The 24,754-nt window shown below is 75.6% G+C and carries 22 protein-coding genes and 2 pseudogenes; 11 read left to right on the top strand and 13 right to left on the bottom strand.

The window, feature by feature from the left end:
* The first annotated feature begins 110 nt into the window (after positions 1 to 110).
* The 7 genes from WA616_RS17360 (at position 111) to WA616_RS17330 (ending at position 7,789) form a co-directional block, all read left to right on the top strand.
* Positions 111 to 923 carry an IclR family transcriptional regulator gene (locus WA616_RS17360; RefSeq protein WP_245794338.1) on the top strand — a complete coding sequence of 271 codons (813 nt, stop codon included), beginning with the start codon at positions 111 to 113 and terminating at the stop codon, positions 921 to 923.
* Between the two features lie 233 nt (positions 924 to 1,156).
* Entirely contained in the window at positions 1,157 to 1,714 is a 558-nt protein-coding gene (locus WA616_RS17355) for a quercetin 2,3-dioxygenase (RefSeq protein ID WP_336031785.1), read from the top strand.
* Between the two features lie 70 nt (positions 1,715 to 1,784).
* Positions 1,785 to 2,690 (top strand): alpha/beta hydrolase, encoded by a 906-nt coding sequence (locus tag WA616_RS17350; RefSeq protein WP_336031783.1) that lies wholly within the window; start codon positions 1,785 to 1,787, stop codon positions 2,688 to 2,690.
* 174 nt (positions 2,691 to 2,864) lie between these two features.
* Positions 2,865 to 4,493: an FAD-dependent monooxygenase gene (locus WA616_RS17345; RefSeq protein WP_336031782.1), complete on the top strand. Its 1,629-nt coding sequence runs from the start codon at positions 2,865 to 2,867 to the stop codon at positions 4,491 to 4,493.
* Positions 4,494 to 4,516: 23 nt separating this feature from the next.
* Entirely contained in the window at positions 4,517 to 5,692 is a 1,176-nt protein-coding gene (locus WA616_RS17340) for a glycoside hydrolase family 1 protein (protein WP_336031781.1), read from the top strand.
* Positions 5,692 to 6,543, top strand: a complete 852-nt coding sequence (locus WA616_RS17335; RefSeq protein WP_073419255.1) for a fumarylacetoacetate hydrolase family protein — start codon at positions 5,692 to 5,694, stop codon at positions 6,541 to 6,543. The genes WA616_RS17340 and WA616_RS17335 overlap by 1 nt, the downstream gene beginning before the upstream one ends.
* Complete coding sequence (locus WA616_RS17330; protein ID WP_336031779.1) at positions 6,533 to 7,789, top strand: DUF3500 domain-containing protein; 1,257 nt, start codon at positions 6,533 to 6,535, stop codon at positions 7,787 to 7,789. Before WA616_RS17335 ends, WA616_RS17330 begins: the two co-directional genes overlap by 11 nt.
* Positions 7,790 to 7,856: 67 nt before the next feature.
* Here WA616_RS17330 and WA616_RS17325 read toward each other — a convergent pair whose 3' ends face one another.
* The 12 genes and pseudogenes from WA616_RS17325 to WA616_RS24530 form a co-directional block, all read right to left on the bottom strand.
* Positions 7,857 to 9,173, bottom strand: coding sequence for a hypothetical protein (locus tag WA616_RS17325; protein WP_336031778.1), 1,317 nt, complete (start codon positions 9,171 to 9,173; stop codon positions 7,857 to 7,859).
* Between the two features lie 55 nt (positions 9,174 to 9,228).
* Positions 9,229 to 10,065: an SDR family oxidoreductase gene (locus tag WA616_RS17320; protein ID WP_336031775.1), complete on the bottom strand. Its 837-nt coding sequence runs from the start codon at positions 10,063 to 10,065 to the stop codon at positions 9,229 to 9,231.
* Between the two features lie 66 nt (positions 10,066 to 10,131).
* The gene (locus WA616_RS17315; RefSeq protein ID WP_336031772.1) at positions 10,132 to 11,604 is read right to left on the bottom strand and encodes a rhamnulokinase; all 1,473 of its coding nucleotides are present in this window, start codon (positions 11,602 to 11,604) and stop codon (positions 10,132 to 10,134) included.
* Positions 11,601 to 13,637, bottom strand: coding sequence for a bifunctional aldolase/short-chain dehydrogenase (locus WA616_RS17310; protein ID WP_336031769.1), 2,037 nt, complete (start codon positions 13,635 to 13,637; stop codon positions 11,601 to 11,603). Before WA616_RS17310 ends, WA616_RS17315 begins: the two co-directional genes overlap by 4 nt.
* Positions 13,638 to 13,733: 96 nt before the next feature.
* Complete coding sequence (gene rhaI, locus WA616_RS17305; protein ID WP_073419250.1) at positions 13,734 to 14,918, bottom strand: L-rhamnose isomerase; 1,185 nt, start codon at positions 14,916 to 14,918, stop codon at positions 13,734 to 13,736.
* Positions 14,915 to 15,277, bottom strand: a complete 363-nt coding sequence (locus WA616_RS17300; RefSeq protein ID WP_336031766.1) for an L-rhamnose mutarotase — start codon at positions 15,275 to 15,277, stop codon at positions 14,915 to 14,917. The genes rhaI and WA616_RS17300 overlap by 4 nt, the downstream gene beginning before the upstream one ends.
* A gap of 68 nt (positions 15,278 to 15,345) precedes the next feature.
* A complete protein-coding gene (gene rhaS / locus WA616_RS17295) occupies positions 15,346 to 16,434 on the bottom strand; it encodes a rhamnose ABC transporter substrate-binding protein (RefSeq protein WP_073419248.1) in 1,089 nt (362 codons plus the stop codon).
* A gap of 54 nt (positions 16,435 to 16,488) precedes the next feature.
* A complete protein-coding gene (locus WA616_RS17290) occupies positions 16,489 to 17,502 on the bottom strand; it encodes an ABC transporter permease (RefSeq protein ID WP_336031764.1) in 1,014 nt (337 codons plus the stop codon).
* Entirely contained in the window at positions 17,492 to 18,568 is a 1,077-nt protein-coding gene (locus tag WA616_RS17285; RefSeq protein ID WP_336031761.1) for an ABC transporter permease, read from the bottom strand. The genes WA616_RS17290 and WA616_RS17285 overlap by 11 nt, the downstream gene beginning before the upstream one ends.
* The gene (locus tag WA616_RS24540) at positions 18,565 to 19,584 is read right to left on the bottom strand and encodes a sugar ABC transporter ATP-binding protein (RefSeq protein ID WP_442902010.1); all 1,020 of its coding nucleotides are present in this window, start codon (positions 19,582 to 19,584) and stop codon (positions 18,565 to 18,567) included. Before WA616_RS24540 ends, WA616_RS17285 begins: the two co-directional genes overlap by 4 nt.
* Positions 19,579 to 19,842: pseudogene (locus tag WA616_RS24535) on the bottom strand (ATP-binding cassette domain-containing protein); the annotation flags it as partial. The pseudogene WA616_RS24535 and the gene WA616_RS24540, both read right to left, overlap by 6 nt.
* 35 nt (positions 19,843 to 19,877) lie before the next feature.
* Positions 19,878 to 20,165 (bottom strand): annotated as a pseudogene (locus WA616_RS24530) (ATP-binding cassette domain-containing protein); the annotation flags it as partial.
* A 159-nt stretch (positions 20,166 to 20,324) separates the two neighbouring features.
* Here WA616_RS24530 and WA616_RS17275 point away from each other — a divergent pair.
* The 4 genes from WA616_RS17275 to WA616_RS17260 are packed head-to-tail and all read left to right on the top strand — an operon-like array spanning position 20,325 to position 24,263.
* Positions 20,325 to 21,356, top strand: coding sequence for a LacI family DNA-binding transcriptional regulator (locus WA616_RS17275; RefSeq protein WP_336031754.1), 1,032 nt, complete (start codon positions 20,325 to 20,327; stop codon positions 21,354 to 21,356).
* A complete protein-coding gene (locus WA616_RS17270) occupies positions 21,353 to 22,126 on the top strand; it encodes a (Fe-S)-binding protein (protein WP_336031752.1) in 774 nt (257 codons plus the stop codon). The genes WA616_RS17275 and WA616_RS17270 overlap by 4 nt, the downstream gene beginning before the upstream one ends.
* Complete coding sequence (locus WA616_RS17265) at positions 22,123 to 23,646, top strand: LutB/LldF family L-lactate oxidation iron-sulfur protein (protein WP_336031750.1); 1,524 nt, start codon at positions 22,123 to 22,125, stop codon at positions 23,644 to 23,646. Before WA616_RS17270 ends, WA616_RS17265 begins: the two co-directional genes overlap by 4 nt.
* Entirely contained in the window at positions 23,643 to 24,263 is a 621-nt protein-coding gene (locus WA616_RS17260; protein ID WP_336031748.1) for a LutC/YkgG family protein, read from the top strand. The genes WA616_RS17265 and WA616_RS17260 overlap by 4 nt, the downstream gene beginning before the upstream one ends.
* On the opposite strand, the gene WA616_RS17255 is transcribed toward WA616_RS17260, so the two are convergent.
* Complete coding sequence (locus tag WA616_RS17255) at positions 24,260 to 24,631, bottom strand: thioredoxin family protein (protein ID WP_336031746.1); 372 nt, start codon at positions 24,629 to 24,631, stop codon at positions 24,260 to 24,262. The genes WA616_RS17260 and WA616_RS17255 overlap by 4 nt on opposite strands.
* Positions 24,632 to 24,754: the final 123 nt, after the last annotated feature.

Here is a 24,754-nt window from a genome sequence, read left to right as displayed (position 1 = left end):
CCGACTGCCCCAAGACGATGCGGACGTCTCCCCTGTGGCGTCAGGCACAATTCCGGCCAATGGCACGCGAGTGTGGTGCGCGCCTCAGCTGACGGGGAGGTGGCCGACAGGTGTCGGAGACGTCGCCCGGGGACGTGCCCCGGGTGCGGGGCAAGCGCCCGCCGCAGGGCGATCCGGTGGTCGACCGGGCGCTGGCGCTGCTGTCCGCGTTCGACGCAGCCCACCCGTCGCTGACCCTCGGCGAGCTGGCCCGGCGCAGCGGCATCCCGACCAGCTCGGCGCTGCGGCTGGCCGGCCGGCTCGTCGCGTGGGGCGCCTTGGAGCGCGACGCCGAGGGCCGGTTCACGGTGGGCCTGCGGCTGTGGGAGGTCGCCTCGCTGGCCCCGCGGGCCCGCGGGCTGCGCCAGGTGGCGATGCCGTTCCTCGGTGACCTGGAGGAGGTCACCCGCCAGCACGTGCTGCTCGCCGTCCGGGAGGGCGGGGACGCCGTGCTGCTCGAGCGGCTGTCGGCGCACGCGGCGATCCCGGTGCTCTACAGCGTGGGCGGCCGGCTGCCGCTGCACTCCACGGGCGTGGGCCTGGTGCTGCTCGCCTACGCCGAGGCCGACGTGCAGGAGGAGTACCTGTCCCGGCCGCTGCTGCACGAGCCGGAGCGCACGCCGGTGTCGGAGGCGGCGCTGCGGCGCACGCTGGCCGACGTCCGCCGCGAGGGCATGGCGCACTTCCGCCGGAAGGTGCCGCGGCCGATCGTGTCGGTGGCCGCGCCGGTGTTCGACGCCGCCGACCGGCTCGCCGCCGCCGTCTCGGTGGTCGTGCCACAGGAGGGCGCCGATGCGCGGGTGCTCGGGCCCGCGGTGCGCACCGCCGCCCGCGCGATCTCCCGCGGCCTGGGCGCGCGCCGCCCCCTCGGTCCGGGCCGCTGAGCGAGCACCTCAGGCTGCGACCCCTCCCCGCCGCGCTGTCCCGCCGCGGGCCGTACCTCCGCGATCATGGAGCTGCGGTGGCGACACCCCGGCGGGCGCCGGCGCGTCCTCACGCCGGCTCCATGATCGCGGGAGCCACAGCGACGTGTGCCGCTCAATGGCACGGCCGTTGGTCGGGTGACCGGGGTCACGGATGCTCGACCGGTCAGCGTCGACCCGACCCGGGAGTGCAGATGAGCTTCGAGTACCTGATCGACCCGGAGAAGGGGCCGCAGTGGCAGGGGGTCCTGCCCGGCAAGCCCGTCCCCTACGTGCTCCGGCGCGGCGAGGGGGAGCACGCGAAGCTCTTCGGCGACCTGTTCACCGTGCTGCTCTCCGGTGACGAGACGGAGAACCAGTTCGGGATCGTCGTCAGCGACTCCCCCGCCGGCGACGTCATCCCCACGCACTCGCACGACGCGACGCACGAGACGTTCTTCGTCCTCGACGGGAAGGTGCGGCTGTTCTTCGAGGACGCCGAGGGCGGCAAGCAGTCCCAGCTGCTCACCCCCGGCGACTTCGGCTACGTCCCCGCCGGCTTCGCCCACGCGTACCAGATCGTCGAGGACGCCCGGATGATGGGCACGCTGTCGGGCGGCTTCGAGCGGTTCTTCCAGCACATGGGCACCCCGACCGACTCCCCGGCGACGGACCAGCCGCCGTTCGTCCCGGACTTCCCGCGCATGCAGGCGGCGGCGCAGCAGCACCGGATGCGGTTCCTGCGCGACTACACCTGGCCCGAGCAGGGCTGAGTCCCGCATCCCCTCACCGGGCGCGGCTCCTGCGTGGAGCCGCGCCCGTCGCGCGTCCCGAGGAGGCCCCGTGCCCACGCCCGCCCTGCCGCTGCCCCCGCCGGCACACGCCGCCCCGCTGCCGCCGGCCCTGCCCGGCCCGGACGGCACCCGCCTCCTCCCCGGGGTCCCCTACGCGGCGCTCCCCGGCGCCCGCCCGCTCGAGCTCGACCTGTACCTGCCGGCCGGCGACGGCCCGCACCCGGTCGTGCTCTTCCTGCACGGCGGCGGCTGGCGGCTCGGCAGCCGGCGCTCCGGCGGGCCGGCCTTCCCCGGCCGGACGCTGTTCGAGCGCGTGGCCGCCGCCGGGATCGCCGTCGCCAGCGCGGACTACCGGCTCTCCGGCGAGGCGGTGTGGCCGGCACAGCTGTCCGACGCGAAGGCCGCCGTCCGCTGGCTGCGGTCCCGGGCGCACGAGCTCGGGATCGACGGCGACCGGCCGGCCGCGTGGGGCGAGTCGGCCGGCGGGCACCTCGCCGCGCTGCTCGGCCTGGTCACCGACCCGGAGCTGGAGGGCGACGTCGGCGTGACGGGCCCGTCCAGCGCCGTCGTCGGGGTGGCCGCCTGGTACCCGCCGACCGACCTCGTGGGCTTCGCCGGGGACGCCGGCGCGGACCCCGCCGACGCCGGCACCCGCGAGGCGCAGCTGCTCGGCGCCGCGCCCGCGGACGCCCCCGACGCCGCGGCGGAGGCGAGCCCGCTCACCCACGTGTCGGCCGGGGCGCCGCCGTTCCTGCTGCTGCACGGCCGCGCCGACCGGTTCGTCCCGTGCGTGCAGTCCGAGCGACTCGCCGACGCCCTCCGCGCGGCAGGCGCGGACGTCGCGCTGCACACCTACCCCGGCGCCGACCACATGTGGCTCGACGCCCCCGAGGCGGCGGCCGACGCCCTCGACCGGACCGTCGCCTTCCTCCGCGCGCGGCTGCTCGGCGGCTGATCCGGAACGGCCGGGGTCCGCTTGCCGGTCAATGGAATCGGCACTCGGCAGGGTGACCCGCGCCACGGATGCTCGTCCCCGTCCGGACGCGGCCCCCCGAGCCCGGCGGCCCCCCTCCTCGGCCTCCATCGCGCCAGAGGCTGCTCCCGCACCGCTGTTCGACAGGAGTCCCCCGTGACCGAAGCGCACGTCCCCCCGCGGGTCCCGGTCCTCGTGGCCGGCGGCGGTCCCAGCGGCCTGGCCGCGGCGATCGAGCTGGGCCGGCGCGGGATCGAGGTCCTCGTCGTCGAGCCGCGCACGGCGCTGGACCCGCTGCGCCCCCGCGCCAAGACCACCAGCGTCCGGACCATGGAGCACCTGCGCCGCTGGGGCCTGGCCGACCGGCTGCGCGCCGCCGCGCCGCTGCCGGTCTCGTACGCGCAGGACGTCGTCTTCTGCACCGGGCTGTTCGGCCACGAGATCACCCGCTTCCCGGAGGCGTTCGGGCTGTGGACCCGGCCGCGGCAGATCGCCGCCGAGGCCGGCCAGCAGGCGCCGCAGTCGGAGGTCGAGCGGCTGCTGCGCGAGGCCGCCGCGGAACTGCCCGCCGTCACGCTGCTCCTCGGCTCCCGGGTCACCGCCGTCACCGACGGCCCCGACGAGGTGCGCGCCGTCGTCGAGGGACGCGACGGCGGGACCGCCGAGGTGACCGCCGGGTACGTGCTCGGCTGCGACGGCAGCGCCGGCGTCTCCCGCCGCGCGATCGGCGTGCGCTACGAGGGCTCATCCGGCGCGCTGCCCAACCTCAGCGTCACCTTCCGCTCGCGCGCGCTGGAGGAGCGGCCGCTGTGCGCGCACGGCGTGCACCACTGGGTGATCGGCACCGAGCGCGGCGGGCTCATGGGCCGCCTCGACCTCGACGGCACCTGGTGGGCGATCGTCCAGGGCGTCGACACGGTGGCCGGCGACGCCGACGCCGCCGCGCTGGTGCGCGCGATGGTCGGGGACGACATCGACGTCGAGGTGCTGGCCACCGACCCGTGGCAGGCGCGGATGCTGCTCGCCGACCGCTACCGCGGCGAGCGGGTGTTCCTCGTCGGCGACGCCGCGCACCTCAACCCGCCGTGGGGTGGCCACGGCTTCAACACCTGCGTCGGCGACGCGGTCAACGTCGGCTGGAAGCTCGCCGCCGTGCTGCAGGGCTGGGCGCCCGCCGCACTGCTCGACAGCTACGAGCCCGAGCGCCGGCCGGTCGCACGGCGCACCATCGACGCCGCCGGCAGCCAGGAGGCGTTCCTCGCCCCCGCCTTCACCGGCCGCGACCTGGACGACGACGGCCCGACCGGCGTGGAGCTGCGCGCCGCGCTGGCGGAGGCGCTGCAGGTCAAGGACCCCGAGTTCCACAGCCTCGGCCTGGTCCTCGGCTACGACTACCCCGACTCCCCCGTCGTCGTCCCCGACGGCCGGCCGGTGCCCGGGCCCGCGCTCGCGACCTTCACCCCGTCGGCGCACCCCGGCGCGCGGCTGCCGCACGCCTGGCTGGCCGGCGGCGACTCGCTGTTCGACCGGCTCGGCGACGGGTTCACGCTCCTGCGGCTCGACCCCGCAGCGGACCCCGGCGCCCTCGCGGCCGCCGCGGCCGCCCGCGGCGTGCCGCTCGCCGTCGTGGACCTGGCCGGCGAGCCGGGCCTGCGCGACCTGGTGGACGCCGACCTGGTGCTCGTGCGGCCCGACCAGCACGTCGCCTGGCGCGGCGCGTCCGTCCCCGACCCGGACGCGCTGCTGGCCCGCGTGCTCGGCGCCGCCGTCCCCGCCCTCCGCTGACCCTCCCCGAAGGAGATCCGCCCATGACCGCCGCACAGTTCCCGGAGGGCTTCCTCTGGGGTGCCGCCACCGCCGCCCACCAGGTCGAGGGCGGCAACGTCAACAACGACCACTGGGAGGCCGAGCACTCGCCGCACTCGCCGTTCGCCGAGCCCAGCGGCGACGCCTGCGACTCCTGGCACCGCTGGCCCGAGGACCTCGACCTGGTCGCCGGCGCGGGACTCACCGCCTACCGGTTCAGCCTCGAGTGGAGCCGCATCGAGCCGGAGGAGGGCGAGTTCTCCCGCGCGGCCCTCGACCACTACCGCCGGGTCCTCGACGGCTGCCGCGACCGCGGCCTGGCGCCGGTCGTGACGCTCGTGCACTTCACCCAGCCGCGCTGGCTGCTGCGCGACGGCGGCTGGACCGGGCAGAAGACCGGTGACCGGCTCGCCCGCTTCGCCGAGTACGCGCTGCCGGTGCTCGCCGACGCCGAGTACGTCTGCACGCTCAACGAGCCCAACCTCATGGCGGCCCAGCCGGTGATGGGCGCGATGGCGATGCGGGGCGAGGAGATCCGCGGCCTCCCCCGGCCCGACCAGGGCGTCGCCGAGGCCCTGCTCGGCCTGCACGGCCGGGCGATGGACGTGCTCCGCGGGAACGTACGCGCCGCCGGCATGACGCTCGTCGGCCGCGAGCACCTCGCGGAGCCCGGCGGGGAGGAGCGGATGCGCGAGGAGCGCGCCGCGTTCGAGGACCAGTTCCTCGAGGTGGCCCGCGACGACGACTTCCTGGGCCTGCAGGTCTACACCGCCGCCCGCTTCGACGGCGGCGGCCTGGTCGCGCCCGCCCCGGAGCTGCAGACGCTGGCCCACGGGATGGAGCGCCGGCCGCAGGCGTTGGGCGCCGCCGTCGCCCGCGCCGCCGAGGTGCTGCCCGGCCTGCCGCTGCTGGTCACCGAGAACGGCATCGCCACCGCCGACGACGACGACCGCATCGCCTTCACCCGCGACGCGCTGACCTCCCTGGCCGGCGCGGTCGAGGGCGGTGCCGACGTCCGCGGCTACCTGCACTGGTCGCTGCTGGACAACTTCGAGTGGATGCTCGGCTACCGGCCCACCTTCGGCCTGGTCGCCGTCGACCGGCGGACCTTCGCCCGCACGCCCAAGCCGAGCCTCATCTGGCTCGGCGAGGTCGCCCGCCGCAACGGGCTCGCCTGATGCGGGTCGTGGGCATCCGCCGCGACGGCGGGCCGGTGGAGGTGGCGGCGCTCTCGGAGGACGGCGCGACGGTGACGGTGCTCGCCGGGCTGGAGGACTTCTGGGCCGACGCCGCCGGGCACCTCGCGCGCCAGGTGGACGGGGAGCCGGTCCCGGTCGGCGACGTGGAGTTCGTGCCGCCCGTGCTGCCCGGCGCCCGGGTGGTCTGCATCGGGCTGAACTACCTGAAGCACGTCGCGGAAGGCTCCTTCGCCGGCGACGGCGTGCCGCCGTACCCGACGCTGTTCGCCCGCTGGACGCAGTCGCTCACCGTCGACGGGGCGGAGATCCCGGTGCCCGCCGATGAGGACGGCCTCGACTGGGAGGGCGAGGTGGTGGCCTACGTCGGCTCGACGCTGACCGACGCGACGCCGGAGGAGGCGCTGGCCGCCGTCGTCGGCTACTCCACCTTCAACGACGTCACCTCGCGGCGGGCGCAGAAGCTGACCAGCCAGTGGATCCTCGGCAAGAACGGCGACGAGTCGGGCCCGCTCGGGCCGCTGGTCCCCGCCGCCGAGGTGGGCGACCTGCGCGAGGGCCTGCGGGTCCGGACCCGGGTCAATGGGGAGACCGTCCAGGACGGGCGCACCGACGAGATGGTCTACACGGTCGGCGACACCCTCGCCCTCGTCTCGCGCACGTTCACGCTGCGCCCGGGCGACCTGCTGGCCACCGGCACGCCGTCCGGCGTCGGCTACGCCCGCACGCCCCCGTGGCTCATGCAGCCCGGCGACGTCGTCGAGGTCGAGGTCGAGCGGCTCGGCGTGCTCACCAACCGCATCGTGGGGAGCGGGGCGCGCCGTGCCCGGTGAGTTCCGGCGGTACCTGTTCCCGCACGACCACCCGCGGCTGGCGGAGGTCCGCGGGATGGACCCGTACGCCTACCGCGAGCACGCCCGCACGCCCGGGACGTTCACCGGCGGCCTGGTCGAGGGCTGGACGCCGCTGTACCTGGCGCCGTTCCGCGGGGTGACCGAGGACGGCACGCTGCGCCCGGAGGTGCACCGTTTAGAGCCCGCGCGCCCCGGCGAGGAGGCGCCGGTGGCCGCGATGGTGGCCGCCGCGGGGTCCCTGCTCTCCCTCCTGTCGGCCGAGGACCGCGCGCGCGTGTGCTTCCCCGTCGACGCGCCCGAGTGGCAGACCTGGGCCAACCCGGAGTTCATGCAGTTCGACACCGGCCTGCGCCTGGAGTCCCAGCCCGAGGAGGTGCGCGAGGCGGCGCTGGGCCTCGTGCGCGCGTCGCTGTCGCCCGAGGGCGCGGGCCTCGTGCACGCCGCGATGCTGGTCAACGGCTTCCTCGGCGACGTCGTCGACCTGCCCACCGTGCTCGGCGAGTGGAGCTACAACCTCGCGCTCTACGGCGCCCCCGACCTCCGCGCGCCGTGGGGCTGGCAGCTCTACGGCCACCACTGCGCGGTCAACGTGCTGGTCGTCGAGGGCCGGATGGTGGTCTCGCCGGTGTTCGTCGGCGCCGAACCCGACGAGATCGACGAGGGCCCGCACGCCGGGGTCGCCGGCCTGTTCGCCGACCGCATCGAGGCCGGCCTGTCGGTCATGGCCGCGCTGACGCCGGAGCAGCGGGCGGCCGCCACCGTCTACGAGCGGATGGTCGACCCGGCGATGCCGCCCGGCCGCGTGCACCCCGGCGACGAGCGGCACCTGGCCGGCGCGTTCCAGGACAACCGGGTGATCCCGGCCGAGGGCGTGCGCGGCGCGGACCTCTCGGCGGACGCCCGCGCCCGGGTGCTGCACCTGGTGTCGACGTTCGTGCGGCTGCTCCCCGAGGGCCCGCGGGCGGCGCGGCTGCGCGAGGTCGGGGCGCACCTCGACGACACGTGGTTCTCCTGGATCGGCGGGCACGCGCCCGGCGACGTCTTCTACTACCGGGTGCAGTCGCCGGTGGTGATCGCCGAGCTCGACCACCACTGCGGCGTCTTCCTCGACCACGCCACTCCGCAGCCGTTCCACGTCCACACCGTGCTGCGCACCCCGCACGGCAACGACTACGGCCGCGCCTGGGTGCGGCAGTGGCAGGCCGGGCACGATCAGGCCGGCTGATCGTGCCGCGTCCTGGCTCACGGTGGGCGGCGAGCCAGGACGCACCACGGTGAGCCAGGACGGGTGATCAGGCCTGCGGCTGCGCGTCCCGGGTCTGCGGCGCGTCGTCGGGCGGGCGGGGGTCCTCGACCTGCGGGTGCGGGTCGTCGCCGCGGTCGCGGGCGCGGCCGGCGCCGGGCAGGCCCGACACCACCTGGTGGACGTCGTCGACGAGCTCGAGCAGGGCGTGCAGGTCGGTCGGCACCCGCCCGAGGTCGGCGGTGGTCGGCAGGGTGCCGGCCTCCAGGCCGCGCAGCAGCCGCGGCGCCTGGTCGGCGAGCGCCGCGAGGACGGCGACCCGCTCCTCGGTGAGCAGGCCGGGCAGGCGGCCGAGCAGGGTGCCCAGCGCGCGGGCCGCGTCGTCGGTCAGCTCGCGGTCCAGCCGGGTGACGAGGTCGAGGACGGCGTCCACGGTCCCCCCGTCGAGCACCTCCTCGACGCGGTCGAGGCGCTCGTCGGTCAGCAGCGCGTCCGCCCGGGCGCCCAGCCGCGCGAGGCGCTCGTCCTCCAGCAGCGCGCCGGCGCGGTCCACCAGCCGCGGGACGCGGTCGGCGGCCAGCAGGTCGTCGAGCCGGCCCAGCAGGCGCAGCACCCGCTCGTCGGCCGCGAGGGCCAGCAGCGTGCGCACGCGCTGGTCGGCGGCGAGGTCGAGGGCCTGCTGCACCCGGTCGCCGGTCAGCAGATCCAGGGTGCGGTCCACCCGGGGGTCGGTGAGGACGTCGAGGCTCCGGTCGACCCGCGGGTCGGTGAGCACGTCCAGGGTCCGCTCGACCCGGTCACCGGTGACGAGCTCGAGGGCCCGCACGACGCGGTCGTCGCCCGCGAGGTCCAGGGCGCGCTCCACCCGCTCGTCGGCGAGGTGGTCGAGCAGGCGGTCGACGCGGGGCAGCAGGTCGGCGTCCAGCAGCCGGTCGAGCCCGTCGGCGAGCCGGTCCAGCCGGCCCGAGGACAGCAGGCCGTCGACGGCGTCGAGGAGCCGGGGCACGACGTCGGCGCGCGAGCGCAGCGTGTCCACGGTCCGGGTGACCGCCTCGACCCGCTCCGGGGCGAGCGCGGCGCCGAGCCGGTCGACCAGCGCGCCCACGGTCGCGACCCGCTCCGGCGTGGCGACCGCGGCGAACCGCCGCACGAGGTCGGCCGCCACCTCCACCGCCTCCGGGCCGACCGCCGCCGCGCGGGACACCGCCGGCGCGGCGCCCTCGAGCAGGGCGCGGGTGCGGCGCAGGACGTCGTCGGCCAGCGGCAGCAGCGTCTCCGCGCGCGGCAGGGCCGCGCTCAGCGAGCGGACCGAGTCGGCGAGCGTCCAGGGCAGGTCGAGGAGGTCCGAGGGACCGGGCAGGCGCACGGGCGTCGTCTACCCGCGCCGGTGCCCCTGACGCCCCGACCGCCGAGCCCCTGCGTCATCCGCGTGCGCGCAGCACCTGCTCCAGCGTGCGCGCCGGCCGGCCGAGCAGGTCGGGCACGGCGGGGCTGACGACGTCCAGCTCGCCCGCCGCGACGGCGGTGTAGGTGGACACCCACGCCTCCACCTGCCAGTCCGGCGCGCCGTAGGAGGCCCGCGAGGCGTACGCCTCCTCGAGCGTCTCGGGCACGTAGCGCACGTCCCGCCCGGTCGCGGCCGACAGCGTCGCGGCCAGCCCGGCGAAGGTGAGCGCCTCCGGGCCGGTGAGGTCGTACGTGCGGCCGGCGTGCGCGGCGGGGTCGCGCAGCACCGCGACGGCGACGTCGGCGATGTCGTCCTGGGCGACCGGCGCCACCCGCCCGTCGCCGGCCGGACCGCGGATGGCGCCGTCCTCGCCCACGAGCACCGGCGCGAAGTCGGCGTAGAGGGAGTCGCGGAGGAACGTCGCGGACAGCCCGCGGGCGCGCACGTGCTCCTCGGTGGCCCAGTGGTCGCGGGCCAGGGTGAACGTGGCGTCCGGGGCGGCGCCGAGGAACGACACGTAGACCAGGTGGGCAACCCCGGCGTCGGCCGCGGCGTCGACGAAGGTCCGGTGCTGCTCCACGCGGTCGGGCGTCTCCGACGCCGAGACCATGAGCACCGTGCCGGCGCCGTCCAGCGCGGCCCGGACCGCGTCCCCGTCGGCGTAGGGCGCGGCGACGGCGGTGGCGCCGGGCAGCCGGGGCGCGCGCGAGGTGTCGCGGACGAGCAGCCGCTGCTCCACCCCGGCGTCGGCGAGCCGGCGCGCGACCCGCCCGCCCAGCTGCCCGGTCGATCCGGTCACGGCGAGGGTCACGGGCGTCTCCTGACGGTCGGGGCCGGACGCCGCGTGCAACCGCCCGGCCCGGCCCCGCCTTCCCGCTCAGGACAGGCGCGCCTCCGCGGCGGCCCACCCGGCGTCGGTGCCCGACGGCCGGTACTCGACCAGGGACTGGGTGGCGCGCAGCAGCTCGCGCATCTCCCCCAGCCCGCCCTCGAGCCCGCCGAGCGCCCGCGCCTGCACCAGCGCGTTCCCCAGCGCCGCGGCCTCCACCGGCCCGGCGAGCACCGGCCGCCCGCAGGCGTCGGCGGTGAGCTGGCACAGCAGCGCGTTGCGCGCTCCCCCGCCGACCAGGTGGACGACGTCGACGTCGCGGCCCGACAGCTCGACGGCCCTCCGGACGGTGCGCCGGTAGGCCAGCGCGAGGCTGTCGACGATGCAGCGGACGGTCTCCGCCTGGCTCTGCGGCGGCGTCTGCCCGGTGTCGGCGCAGGCCTGCGCGATGCGGGCCGGCATGTCGCCGGGCGGGAGGAAGCGCGGGTCGTCGGCGTCGACCACCGCGGTGAACGCGGGCACCCGCGCCGCGGCGGCGAGCAGCTCGGGCAGGTCGGCCGGGAGCCCGGCGGCGGCCCAGGTGCGCAGCGACTCCTGCAGCAGCCACAGCCCCATGACGTTGTGCAGGTACCGGACGGTGCCGTCGACGCCGAGCTCGTTGGTGAAACCGGCCGTCCGGCCGGCCTCGGTGAGCACCGGCCCGTCCAGCTCCACGCCGACCAGCGACCAGGTGCCGCAGGAGACGTAGGCGAACCGGTCGCCGCGCGCCGGGACGCCGACCACCGCCGAGGCGGTGTCGTGCGAGCCGACGGCGAGCACCGGCACCTCGCCCAGCCCGGTCTCGGCGCGCACCTCGGCGGTGAGCCGGCCGATCTCCTCCCCCGGCTGCACGAGGGCCGGGAGCAGGTCGCGCGGCAGGTCCAGCCGGTCGAGCAGGCCGGTCGCCCACTGCCGGGTGGTGGCGTCGAGCAGCCCGGTGGTGGACGCGTTGGTGACCTCCGCGACCCGCGCCCCGGTGAGCCAGTGGGCCAGCAGGTCGGGGACCAGCAGCGCCTGCCGGGCGGCGGCGAACCGCGCCGTGCCGCGCATCGCGGCGAGCTGGAACACCGTGTTGAACGGCAGGTGCTGCAGCCCGTTGACCCGGTACAGCTCGTCGGGCGGGACGAGCGCGTGCACGGCCGGCACCGCCGTCTCGTGCCGGGCGTCGCGGTAGTGCACGGGGTTGCCGAGCAGCGCGCCGTCGGCGTCGAGCAGCCCGACGTCGACCGCCCAGCTGTCGATGCCGATCCCGTCCAGGCCCCGCCCGTCCGCCTCGTGCCCGGCCGCCCGCAGGCCGTCGAGCACGCCGGCGTACAGGCCGAGCACGTCCCACTGCAGCGTCCCCGCGGTGCGCACCGGCCGGTTGGGGAACCGGTGCACCTCGGTGAGGTCGAGCCGGCCGGGGCCGACCCGCGCGGCCATGACCCGGCCGCTGGAGGCGCCCAGGTCGACGGCCGCGAGGGTCAGCTCCCGCGGGCTCACCGGAGGAACGCGGCGGCGACGCCGGAGTCGACCGGGACGTGCAGGCCGGTGGTCCGGCTGAGCTCCCCGCCGGTGAGGGCGAACACGGCGTCGGCGACGTGCTCGGGCAGCACCTCGCGCTTGAGCAGCGTGCGCTGGGCGTAGAACTGCCCGAGCTCCTCCTCCGGCACCCCGTAGACGGCGGCGCGCTGGGCGCCCCAGCCGCCGGCGAAGATGCCCGACCCGCGGACGACGCCGTCGGGGTTGATGCCGTTGACCCGGATCTGGTGCTCGCCGAGCTCGGCGGCCAGCAGCCGGACCTGGTGGGCCTGGTCGGCCTTGGTCGAGGAGTAGGCGATGTTGCTCGGGCCGGCGAACACGGCGTTCTTCGAGGAGATGTAGACGACGTCGCCGCCCATCCCCTGCTCGATCATGATCCGGGCCGCCTCGCGGGAGACGAGGAAGCTGCCCTTGGCCATGACGTCGTGCTGCAGGTCCCAGTCGCGCTCGGTGGTCTCCAGCAGCGGCTTGGAGATCGACAGGCCGGCGTTGTTGACCACCAGGTCGACGCCGCCGAAGGCGAGCACCGCCTCGCGGAACGCGGCGGCCACGGCCCCGGCGTCGGACACGTCGGCGGCCACGCCGATCGCGACGTCGGGACCGCCGATCCCGGCCGCGGCGTCGGTGGCCTTCTGCAGGTCGAGGTCGGCGACGACGACGCACGCGCCCTCGGCGGCCAGCCGCTCGGCGATGGCCTTGCCGATGCCGCTCGCCGCGCCGGTGACGAGCGCGACCCGGGTGGCCAGCGGCTTCGGCTTGGGCATCCGCTGCAGCTTGGCCTCCTCCAGCGCCCAGTACTCGATGCGGAACTTCTCGCTCTCGTCGATGGGCGCGTAGGTGGAGACGGCCTCGGCGCCGCGCATGACGTTGATGGCGTTGACGTAGAACTCGCCGGCCACCCGCGCGGTCTGCTTGTTGGCGCCGAAGCTGAACATGCCGACGCCGGGCACCAGCACGATCGCCGGGTCGGCGCCGCGCATGGCCGGCGAGTCCGGCGTCGCGTGACGCTGGTAGTAGGCGGCGTACTCGGCGCGGTACTCCTCGTGGAGGGTCTTGAGCCGCGCGACGACGTCCTCCACCGGCGCGGTGGCCGGCAGGTCGACGACCAGCGGCCGCACCTTGGTGCGGAGGAAGTGGTCGGGGCACGAGGTGCCGAGCGCCGCGAGCGGGGCGAGCTTCTCGCGGGACAGGAACTCCAGGACGACGTCGGAGTCGGTGAAGGAGCCGACCTGCGGCTTGTCGGTGGAGGCCAGCCCGCGGATGACCGGCGCGAGCGCGGCCGCCTTCGCCCGGCGCTCGTCCTCGGGCAGCGCCTCGTAGCCGGGGACGACGGCGCCGAACGGCTCGGCCGGGCCCTTCTCGGCCAGGAAGCGCTCCGCGGTGCGGATGATGTCGAGGGAGTTGGCCTCGGCCTCCTCGCTGGTCGCGCCCCACGCGGTGATGCCGTGGCCGCCCAGGACGCAGCCGATGGCCTGCGGGTTCTTCTCCTTGATGGCGGCGATGTCGAGGCCGAGCTGGAAGCCGGGACGGCGCCACGGCACCCAGACGACGCGGTCGCCGAAGCACTCGCGGGTCAGCGCCTCGCCGTCGGCCGCCGTCGCCAGGGCGATGCCCGAGTCGGGGTGCAGGTGGTCGACGTGCGCGGCGTCGACCAGGCCGTGCATCGCGGTGTCGATGGAGGGGGCGGCGCCGCCGCGGCCGTGCAGGCAGAAGTCGAACGCGGCGACCATCTCGTCCTCGCGCTCGACGCCCGGGTAGACGTCGGCCAGCGAGCGCAGCCGGTCCAGCCGGAGGACGGCGAGGCCGCTCTCCTTCAGGGTGCCGAGGTCGCCGCCGGAGCCCTTGACCCACAGCAGCTCGACCGGCTGCCCGGTGACCGGGTCGGTCTCGGTGCCCTTGGCGGAGGTGTTGCCGCCGGCGTAGTTGGTGTTGCGCGGGTCGGCGCCCAGCCGGTTGCTGCGCTCGAGCAGCTTCCGGACGACGGGGTTGGTCACGGGGGTGCTTCCTTCCGGTGGGAACGTGCTGGAACGGCCCGGCCGCAGGGACCCGCGGCGCGCGGAGCGTGGCGTGGGGGGCGGTCGGGTCCTTGCTCAGGCGCCCCAGGAGGCCTGGGTGCCGCCGACGCGCTCGCGGGCGATGCGCTCGGCGTGGCCGGAGCGGGCGTAGGCGGCGTACGGGTCGGCGTCGAGCCCCTTGCTCTCGCGGAGCTCGGCGAGCAGCGGGCGGACGTCGGTGGAGAAGGCGTCGGTCAGCGCGCCGTGCGCGCCGAGCACGTCACCGGACTGCTGCGCGGCGGCCAGCGCCTCGCGGTCGACCAGCAGCGCCTTGGCGGTGGCCTCCTGCACGTTGGTCACCGAGCGGATCTGGCCGGGGATCTTCGGCTCGATGTTGTGGCACTGGTCGAGCATGAAGTTGACGCCGGAGTCGGGGCGCAGCGCGTCGGCGGCCACGATCTCGTTCATGATCCGGAACAGCTGGAACGGGTCGGCAGAGCCGACGATGAGGTCGTCGTCGCCGTAGTAGCGGGAGTTGAAGTCGAACGCGCCGAGGCGGCCGGCCCGCAGCAGCTGCATGACGATGAACTCGATGTTGGTGCCCGGCGCGTGGTGGCCGGTGTCGAGGACGACGGTCGCCTGCTCGCCGAGGGCCAGGCAGTGCAGCAGCGAGGTGCCCCAGTCGGGGATGTCCATCGCGTAGAAGTAGGGCTCGTAGAACTTGTACTCGAGCAGCAGCCGCATGCCCGGGTCGAGCTGGGCGTAGATCTGCTGCAGGGAGTCGGCGAGCCGGTCCTGGCGGCCGCGCAGGTCGTCCTGGCCGGCGTAGTTGGTGCCGTCGGGCAGCCACAGCTTCAGGTCCGTGGAGCCGGTTGCCCGCATGACGTCGATGCACTGGGTGTGGTGCGCGATCGCCTTGTCGCGCACCCGCTTCTCCGGGTGGGTCAGCGACCCGAGGCGGTAGTCGTCGTCCTGGAACAGGTTGGAGTTGATGGCGCCGATCGAGACGCCGAGGTCGGCGGCGTGGGCGGCGAGCTTGCCGAAGTCGTCGACGAGGTCCCACGGGACGTGCAGCGACACCCGCGGCGCGGCGCCGGTGTAGCGGTGCACCTGCGCGGCGTCCTCGATCTTCTCGAACGGGTCGCGGGCCACCCCGGGCTGGCCGAAGACCTTGAACCGGGTGCCGGAGTTGCCGAACGCCCAGGAGGGCAGCTCGATGGTCTGCTCGGCCAGCGCGGCGAGGGCGGCGGCCCTGCGGTCGGGGGTGCCGGGGTCGGTCACGAGGGGTCTCCTGGAGCGGCGGTGGTGGGTTCGCCGAGCGCGGTCAGCTGGGCGTCGAGGTCGAAGACGAGGGACAGCTCGGCCTTGCCGGAGCCGTCGCCGGTGACGAAGAAGGGCGCCATGGAGGCCTCCCAGCGGGCGCTCACCTCGGTGGCGTCCACGGCGGCCTGGGCGGCGGCGAGGTCGTCGGTCTCCACGACGCCGACGAGCAGGCCGTCGTCGCGGAGGTAGAGCCGGTAGTCGTGCCAGCCGGCGTCGCGCAGCGCGCGCAGCATGTCCGGCCAGACGGCCGCGTGCCGCTCGCGGTACTCGGCCAGCCGGTCGGGGCGGACCTGGAGGGTGAACACGGCGCGGGGCACGCGGGGGTCCTCTCGGGAGGGGGTCCCCGCCGCCGCCCGCCGGGGGCCAGCGGCGGCGGGGAGACGACTCAGAAGTCGAAGTCGTCGATGTTGTCGGCGCTGAACACGGTGGGCTCGCCGAGGACGACGACGCCGTCGGCGCCGATCTCGTACTCGCCGAGGTCACCGGCGGTGAAGGTCTCGCCCTCCTCGCCGGTGATCTGGCCGGCGGCCAGCGCGGCACCGGCGTACGCGGCGAGGTAGCCCAGGTCCTCGGGGTTCCACAGCGCGAAGGCGGTGACGGTCCCGTCCTGGACGAACTCGCGCATCTGGTTCGGGGTGCCGAGGCCGGTCAGCGCGACCCGGCCCTTGTACTCGGAGCCGGACAGGTAGCGCGCCGCGGCGGAGATGCCGACCGTGGTGGGCGAGATGATGCCCTTGAGGTCGGGGTAGGTCTGCAGCAGGCCCTGGGTCTCCTGGAAGGACTTCTCGTCCTCGTCGTCGCCGTAGACCGTCGTGACGATCTCCATGTCCGGGTACTCCTGGGCGGCGTACTCGGTCATGAGCTCGATCCAGGTGTTCTGGTTCGTGGCGTTGGCGGTGGCCGACAGGATCGCCACCTGGCCCGTGCCGCCGATCTGCTCGGCCATCGTGTCGATCTGCGTCTGCGCGATGCCCTCGGCGGTGGCCTGGTTGATGAACAGGTCGCGGCACTCGGGGTCGGTGTCGGAGTCGAAGGTGACGACGCTGGCGCCGCCGCTGCGGGCCTGGTCGAGCGCGCTGCAGATGGCGTTCGGGTCGTTGGCCGAGGTCAGGATGACGTCGGCGCCCTGCTGGGTCAGCGTGTTGATGTAGCTGACCTGCGAGGAGGCGCTGGCCTCGGACGGGCCCACCTGGCTGAACTCGCCCTCGATCTCGCCGACGGCCCGCTCGGAGCCGGTGGCGGCGACGTCGAAGTACGGGTTGTTCAGCTGCTTGGGCAGGAAGGCGATCGCGAGGTCCGCGGGGATCTCGGCGTCGGGGTCGGCCGAGGCGCCGGCGGCGTCGCCGCCGCCGGAGCTGCCCTCGTCCTCGCCGCGGGTGGTGCCGCCGCAGGCGGCCGTGGTGAGCACCATGGCGGCCACCGCCAGGCCGGTCAGTCCTCCGCGCACGCGGCGGCTGGTCAGGAACAGCGACATCGGGGTCCCTCTCTTCGGGTGGATGGGGGTGGTGCGGTGGTGCGGATCTGGGGGTCAGGCGGGGGCCCGGCGTCGCCGGCCCTTCAGCCGGGCGGCGACCTGCGGCGCGACGACCGCGGTGATCAGCAGGACGCCGGTGACGATGTTGAGGACGTCGGAGGGCACGTTGACCAGCTGCAGCGCGTTGCGGACCGAGGCCAGCAGGAGCGCGCCGGCGATGACGCCGAGCAGGCCGCCGCTGCCGCCGAAGATGGACACGCCGCCGAGCAGGATCGCCGCGATGACCTGCAGCTCGAGACCCGTGGCGTTGTCGGCGCGGGCGCTGCCGTAGCGCAGCGTCCAGTAGACGCCGCCCAGGGCGCTGACGACGCCGGTGACGACGAACAGCCAGAGCTTGGTGCGGGCGACGTCGATGCCGCTGAACCGGGCGGCGTCCTCGCTGTTGCCCATGGCGTAGAGCGAGCGGCCGATCGGGGTGGCGTGCAGGACGACGGCCGTGACCGCGACGAGCACCAGCAGCGGGACGACGACGGTCGGGATGCCGGTGGAGCCGATCGAGCTGATCGCCCAGGTGGTCCAGGCCCGCGGGAAGTCGGCCACCGCCTGGTCGCCGAGGACGACGAACGCCAGGCCGCGGTAGAGCGCCAGGGTGCCGATGGTGACCGCCAGCGAGGGCAGGCCGAGCCGCGTGACGAGGAAGCCGTTGACCGCGCCGAGCACGCCGCCGAGCACGAGGACCAGCGGGACGATCGCCTCGAGCGGCAGGCCGGCCACCCACAGCTGGCCCATGACCGCGCTGCACAGGCCGACGGTGCTGGCCACCGACAGGTCGATCTCGCCGGTGACCACGACGAGCGTCAGCGGCAGCGCGATGAGCGCGATGACGACGACGTCGAGCAGCAGGAAGCCGGCGTTGCGGGTGCTGGCGAAGCCCTCGACGGAGAAGGCGGCGACCACCAGGAACAGCACGAGGAACGTGGTGATGACGCTGCCGCTGGGCAGGGTCGGCCCGCGGCGGGCGGGCGCCGCGGCGGCCGGGGCCGGCGCGGGCGGGGTCTCAACGGTCACGGCGGGCGTTCCTCCCCCGGAGACGGGCGGCCAGGCGCAGCTGCAGCGCCCGGTCGAGGGCGATGGCGGCGAGGATCAGCCCGCCGACGGCGGCGTCGCGCCAGAACGGGTCGAGGCCCAGCTGCGGGAGCGCGGTGCCGATCGTGGTGAGCAGCAGCGCGCCGAGCGCGGCGCCGTAGACCGAGCCGCTGCCGCCGAAGATGGCCACGCCACCGACGACGGCGGCGGCCACGACGAACAGCTCCTGGCCGGTGCCGGCGGTGGTGTCCAGCGTCTGGAACCGGGCGGCGTAGAGCACGCCGGCCAGGCCCGCGAGGGCGCCGTTGACGACGAAGGCGGTGAGCACGCGGCGGCCGACCGGGATGCCCGACAGCCGCGCCGCCTCCGGGGCGGAGCCGATGCCGTAGAGCTCGCGGCCGCTGCGGAAGGTGCGCAGGTAGTAGCCGACGACCAGCACCACGACGACGGCGACGAGGAAGAGCACCGGGACCCCGAGCAGGCGGGCGGTGCCGAGCGCCTTGAACCCGCCGGGCAGGTCGGCGGCGTTGATCTGCAGCCGGTCGGCGCTCGACGCCCACAGCGAGTCCAGGCCGCGGAAGGCGTAGAGCGTGCCCAGGGTGACCACCAGCGAGGGCACCCCGGCGACGGCGACGATCGCGCCGTTGAGCAGGCCGCACACCGCGCCGACGGCCATGCCGGCGAGCACCACGACGACGACCGGCGTGCCCGGCGCGACCACCATCAGCGTGCCCGAGGCGTAGGCCGACAGGCCGAGCACCGAGCCGACCGACAGGTCGACGTTGCGGGTGATGATCACCATCGTCTGGCCGGCGGCGAGCACCGTGAGGATCGCCGCGGACAGCAGCAGGTCCCGGACGTTCTGCCCCGACAGGAACCGCGGGTTGGCGACGACCGTGGCCACGACCAGCAGGACCAGCGCGGCGACGATGCCGAGCTCGCGGACGACGACGAGGCGCTGGACGAGCGCCGAGCCGCGGCGGCCGGTGCGCTCGGGGGCGGCGAGCTCTTCGGGCAGCGGCGCGGGCTTCGTGAGGGGCGCGCTCACCGGGCACCTCCCGCGAGGGAGCTGCCCTGGCCGGTCGCGGCCAGCATCACGCTGTCCTCGTCGGCGCGGGCGCGGGGGATGTCGTCGACGAGGCGGCCCTCGGAGACGACGAGGACGCGGTCGGCCATGCCGAGCACCTCCGGCAGCTCGCTGGACACCATGATCACGGCCAGTCCCTCGGCGGCCAGCTGCGACAGCAGCCGGTGCACCTCGGACTTGGTGCCGACGTCGATGCCGCGGGTGGGCTCGTCGACGACGAGGACGCGCGGCTCGGTCGACAGCCACTTGGCCAGGACGACCTTCTGCTGGTTGCCGCCGGACAGCGTGGACACCGGGTCGGAGAGCTTCCCGGCCTTGACCTGCAGCCGCTTCGACCACTCGGCGGCCTGCGCGCGCTCGGTGCGGGAGCTGAGCAGCCCGGCCTTCGCGAGCTTCCAGCGCCGGGTGAGGGTAGCGTTCTTCTCCACCGAGAGCTCCATGACCAGGCCCTGCTGGCGGCGGTCCTCGGGGACCAGCGCGAGGCCGGCGGCCATGGCGACGGCGGGGCTGCCGCCCTTGAGCTCCCTGCCGGCGACGCGGACGGTGCCGGCGTCGTAGGGGTCGACGCCGAAGACGGCGCGCACGATCTCGCTGCGGCCGGCGCCGACGAGGCCGGCCAGGGCGACGATCTCGCCGGCCCGCACGTCGAAGGAGACGTCGGAGAACACGCCGCGGCGGGTCAGGCCGCGCACCTCGAGCACGACCTCGCCGGGGGTCACGTCGACCTTGGGGAACAGCGAGGAGACCTCGCGGCCGACCATCCGGCGCACGACGGCGTCGACGGTGAGGTCGCGGGCGAGGTCGGTGGAGACCCACTGGCCGTCGCGCATGACGGTGATCCGGTCGCACAGGTCGAAGACCTCGTCGAACCGGTGGGAGATGAACAGCACCGCCGCACCCGAGTCGCGCAGCGACCGGGCGACGGCGAACAGCCGCTCGACCTCGACGCCGGACAGCGCGGCGGTGGGCTCGTCCATGACCAGGACCCGCGCGTCGAAGGACAGCGCCTTGGCGATCTCGACCATCTGCTGGTCGGCGATCGACAGGCCGCGCGCCGGCCGGTCGGGGTCGAGGGCGACGCCGAGGCGGTCGAACAGCGCCCGGCACCGCCGGGTGAGGCCGCGGCGGTCGATCCGGCGGCCGGACAGCAGCGGCTGGCGGCCCATGAAGATGTTCTCCGCGACCGACAGGTCGGGGAACAGCGTCGGCTCCTGGTAGATGACCGCGATGCCGGCGGCCCGCGCGGCGGCGGGGTCGGCGAGGTGACCGGCTGCCCGTCGAGCAGCACGCGGCCGGTGTCGGGACCGTGCACGCCGGCGAGGATCTTGACGAGCGTCGACTTGCCGGCGCCGTTCTCGCCGACGAGCGCGTGGGCCTCCCCCGCGCGCAGCTCGAGCTGCGCGCCGCGCAGCGCGGCGACCGCGCCGAAGCTCTTGCCGACGTCCTCCAGGGCCAGGACGACCCGGCCCTCCGCCGGCGGCGCCGCTGGCGCCGGGGCGTGGTCCACGACGACCACCTCCGTTGTGAAACGATTCAGACGACCTGTGGCGCAGACCATAGGGGTCGGGTCGAGAACGTGTCAACGCCCGACCAGAGGCCGTTGCCTGACCGCGATCCGGCACCGTGGCGCGCTGTTTGACACGTTTCAGCGTAGGAGCGACCATCTCTGCCGGCGGGTGTCCCCCGTCACCCCGTCCGACCAGCGCGAGGAGGCGCCGTGGCCGCGAGCATCCGCGACGTCGCCGAGCACGCCGGGGTGTCGGTGGGCACCGTGAGCAACGTCCTCAACCGGCCCGACGTCGTCAGCGCGGCCACCCGCGAGCGGGTCCTCGACGCGATCGCCGCGCTCGGGTTCGTGCGCAACGAGTCGGCCCGCCAGCTGCGCGCCGGGCACAGCCGGACCATCGGCCTGGTGGTGCTCGACATCGCCAACCCGTTCTTCACCGACGTCGCCCGCGGCGTCGAGGACGTCGCCAACTCCGCCGGCCTCGCGGTCATCCTGTGCAACTCCGACGACCGGCCGGAGAAGGAGAGCGCCTACCTCGACGTGCTCGCCGAGCAGCGGGTGCAGGGCGTGCTCATCACCCCGACGGCGGAGCTCTCGCCCAACCTGCAGACGCTGCGCCGGCGCGGGGTCCCGGTGGTGCTCGTCGACCGGCGGGCGCCCGGGCCCGACCAGTGCGCCGTCGCCGTCGACGACGTCCTCGGCGGCCGGCTGGCCGCCGAGCACCTGCTCGAGCGCGGGCACCGGCGGATCGCCTTCATCGGCGGCGCCTCGGGCCTGCCGCAGGTGCAGGAGCGCCACGCGGGCATCGAGACCGCCGTCCGGGAGGCGACCGGCGGCGACGACGCGCTCGTCGTCTTCTCCCCCGAGCAGCTCACCGTCGACGCCGGCCGCGAGGCCGCCGCGCGCATCGTCGGCATGCCCGCCGCGCGCCGGCCCACCGCCGCGATCTGCGCCAACGACCTCATGGCCCTCGGGGTGCTGCAGGAGATGGTGCGCCAGGGCGTGCGGGTGCCCGACGACTTCGCGATCGTCGGCTACGACGACATCGACTTCGCCGCCTCGGCCGCCGTGCCGCTCACCAGCGTGCGCAAGCCGCGCCAGGCGCTGGGCTCGCGGGCGGCCGAGCTGCTGCTCGACGAGGCCCGCGGCGGGGAGCACGCGCACGTGCAGGAGGTCGTCGAGCCCACGCTGGTGGTGCGCGAGTCGAGCATGGTCTTCCGCGACAGAGAGGGGACCCCGTGAGGGTCGCGCTGTTCGCCACCTGCCTGGTGGACACGATGGTGCCGCAGGTCGCGCGCGCCACCGCGACGCTGCTGCAGCGGCTGGGCCACGAGGTGGTCGTGCCGCCGTCGCAGGCCTGCTGCGGGCAGATGCACGTCAACACCGGCTACCGGCGCGAGGCGGTGCCGATCGTGGCCAACCACGTGCGGGCTTTCGCGGGCGCCGAGGCCGTCGTCGCCCCGTCCGGGTCCTGCGTGGCCTCGATCCACCACCAGCAGGCGATGGTCGCCCGGCGGGCCGGGGAGCACGCCCTGGCCGACGACGCGGAGGCGCTCGCCGCGCGCACGTACGAGCTGAGCCAGTTCCTCGTCGACGTCCTCGGCGTCACCGACGTCGGCGCCTACTACCCGCACCGGGTCACCTACCACCCGACCTGCCACTCGCTGCGGATGCTGAAGGTGGGCGACCGGCCGCTGCAGCTGCTGCGCGCGGTGCGCGGCCTCGACCTCGTCGAGCTGCCCGGCGCGGAGTCCTGCTGCGGGTTCGGCGGCACGTTCGCGGTGAAGAACGCCGACACCTCGACGGCGATGCTCACCGACAAGATGGCCGCCGTGCTGTCCACGCACGCCGAGGTCTGCACCGCCGGTGACGCGTCCTGCCTGATGCACATCGGCGGCGGGCTGTCGCGGCTGCGCTCGGGCACCCGCACGGTGCACCTGGCCGAGATCCTCGCCTCGACGGAGGAGCACGTGTCCCCCACCCAGACCACCGCCCCCGCGGTGCCCGCGTGACCGCCTCCCCGCTGGCCCCCGGCGCCCCGCGGTCGGGCACCACGTTCCTCGGCCTGCCCACCGCGCCGCCCGGCGTCGGCCACCTGCGCGGCGACCGGCCCTTCCCCGACGCCGCCCGCACCGCCCTGCGCGACGGGCAGCTGCGCGCCAACCTCGGCCGCGCCACGACCACGATCCGCGGCAAGCGCGCCGCCGTCGTGTCGGAGGTGCCGCACTGGGAGCAGCTCCGCCAGGCCGGCAAGGCGCTCAAGGCCGCCACCATGGCCCGGCTCGACGAGCACCTCGAGGAGCTCGAGCGGCAGGTGACCGCGCGCGGCGGCACGGTGCACTGGGCGCGCGACGCCGCCGAGGCCAACCGCATCGTCACCGACCTCGTGCGGGCCACCGGCAGCTCCGAGGTGGTCAAGGTCAAGTCGATGGCCACCCAGGAGATCGGCCTCAACGAGGCGCTGGAGGCCGCGGGCATCGAGGCGGTCGAGACCGACCTGGCCGAGCTGATCGTGCAGCTGGGCGAGGACTCCCCCAGCCACATCCTGGTGCCGGCGATCCACAAGAACCGCTCGGAGATCCGCGAGATCTTCAGCCGGACCCTGCCGCACCTCCAGGGTCCCGGCGCCTCCCCCGGGCTGACCGACGACCCCCGGCAGCTGGCGATGGCCGCCCGCGCCCACCTGCGCGAGCGGTTCCTGCGCGCGCGGGTGGCCGTCAGCGGGGCCAACTTCGCCGTCGCCGAGACCGGCACGCTGTCGGTGGTCGAGAGCGAGGGCAACGGCCGGATGTGCCTGACGCTCCCGCAGACGCTCATCACCGTCATGGGCATCGAGAAGGTCGTGCCGCGCTGGGCGGACCTCGGCGTCTTCCTGCAGCTGCTCCCCCGCTCCTCGACCGGCGAGCGGATGAACCCCTACACCTCGACCTGGGCCGGCGTGACGCCCGGCGACGGGCCGCAGGAGTTCCACCTCGTGCTGCTCGACAACGGCCGCACGGCGGTGCTCGCCGACGAGGTGGGCCGCGAGGCGCTGCACTGCATCCGCTGCTCGGCCTGCCTGAACGTGTGCCCGGTGTACGAGCGCACCGGCGGGCACGCCTACGGCTCGGTCTACCCGGGCCCGATCGGCGCGGTGCTGTCCCCGCAGCTGACCGGCGTCGAGGACAACGCCTCGCTGCCGTACGCGTCGTCGCTGTGCGGCGCCTGCTACGACGTCTGCCCGGTGGCGATCGACATCCCGTCGATCCTCGTGCACCTGCGCGCGGAGCACGTCGAGGCGGTCGCCGAGGAGCGGTCGCGGCCCACCGCGGAGGCGGTCGCCTTCCGGGGACTGGCGCGGGTCATGAGCAGCCCGCGGCTGTGGCACCTCGCCCAGCGCGCCGCCGGGCTCGGCCGGCTGCTGTCCCGCGGCAGGCCGACGCTGCCGGCCGCGCTGCCGCCCCCGGCGAGCGCCTGGACCCGCACCCGCGACCTGCCCACCCCGCCGGGGAGGACGTTCGTGCAGCAGTGGAACGAGGAGCACCGGTCGTGAGCGCGCGCGAGGAGGTGCTCGGCCGGATCCGGACGGCGCTGGGCGAGCAGCGCCCGTCCGTGGCCGTCCCGCCGGTGCCGGCGCCGCGCGACCTGCCGGCCGGCGAGCTGCTCGACCTGCTCGCCGAGCGGGTGGAGGACTACCGCGCCACGGTGCTGCGCTGCGCGCCCGCGGAGATCGGCGCGACCGTCGCCCGCGGCCTGGACGCGGCGCTGGGCGGGGGCTGGGACCCGGCGGGCGTCGTCGTCGCCCCCGGGGTGCCGGCCGCCTGGCGGCCCGACGGCGCGACGGAGGACGACGGCCGGCCGCCGGTCGAGCTCGCCGCCTTCGCCGCGACCCTGACCGGCGTGGCGACGGCGGTGGCCGAGACCGGCACGCTGGTGCTCGACGGCGCGCTGCTGTCGGGGCGGCGGGCGCTGTCGCTGCTGCCCGACGTCCTGGTGTGCGTGGTCGAGGCCGCGCAGGTGGTGCCCGACGTGCCCGACGCGCTGGGCCGGCTCGACCCGGTCGCGCCGCTCACGATGGTCAGCGGCCCGTCGGCGACCAGCGACATCGAGCTGCAGCGCGTCGAGGGCGTCCACGGCCCCCGGACGCTGGTGGTCGTGCTCGCCGGCTAGTGCTCCTGGCGCAGCGGCTCGGGATAGACCGCGCGGACGGCCGGCATGTCGAGCGCGCGGATCGTGTCGACCAGCAGGTCCAGGGAGTCGGCCGGGAGCCAGCCGGGCTCGGCGAACACCAGCACGCCGTCGCGGTAGGCCATGAGCGTCGGCGCCGACCGCACGCCGAGCTCCGCCGTCAGCGCCTCCTCGGCGGCGGTGTCGACGGCGGCCAGGCGCAGGTCCGGGTGGCGCGCGGCGGCCGCGTCGAACACCGCGCTGAACGCCCGGCTGCTGCCCGAGCGGTCCGTGCGGAAGTCGACCAGCACGATGCCGGGCCCGGCCACCGCGCCGGCGTAGCCGTCCGCGTCGAGCACCTCGGTGGTCATGGCGCACCTCCCGTCCGCGTCCAGTGTGGCCCGGGGGACGGCGCGGGGCACGATCTCGTTCCGGTCGGTGCGGGCTGCCGTACCCTCCGTACCCGGCACGTGCGGGGACCGCGGGCCGGGACG

The sequence above is a fragment of the Geodermatophilus sp. FMUSA9-8 genome, from assembly GCF_037034165.1.
GTDB lineage: Bacteria > Actinomycetota > Actinomycetes > Mycobacteriales > Geodermatophilaceae > Geodermatophilus > Geodermatophilus nigrescens.
Note: the sequence above shows the minus strand (reverse complement) of the source record. Positions and strands in the feature narration are given on the sequence as shown.

What these genes read in the sequence shown, in the direction of transcription:
- WA616_RS17355 (WP_336031785.1), top strand. Translation starts at nt 1,157, where the DNA reads ATGAGCTTCGAGTACCTGATCGACCCGGAGAAGGGGCCGCAGTGGCAG.
- WA616_RS17340 (WP_336031781.1), top strand. Translation starts at nt 4,517, where the DNA reads ATGACCGCCGCACAGTTCCCGGAGGGCTTCCTCTGGGGTGCCGCCACC.
- WA616_RS17335 (WP_073419255.1), top strand. Translation starts at nt 5,692, where the DNA reads ATGCGGGTCGTGGGCATCCGCCGCGACGGCGGGCCGGTGGAGGTGGCG.
- rhaS (WP_073419248.1), bottom strand. Translation starts at nt 16,434, where the DNA reads ATGTCGCTGTTCCTGACCAGCCGCCGCGTGCGCGGAGGACTGACCGGC.
- WA616_RS24540 (WP_442902010.1), bottom strand. Translation starts at nt 19,584, where the DNA reads ATGGACGAGCCCACCGCCGCGCTGTCCGGCGTCGAGGTCGAGCGGCTG.
- WA616_RS17255 (WP_336031746.1), bottom strand. Translation starts at nt 24,631, where the DNA reads ATGACCACCGAGGTGCTCGACGCGGACGGCTACGCCGGCGCGGTGGCC.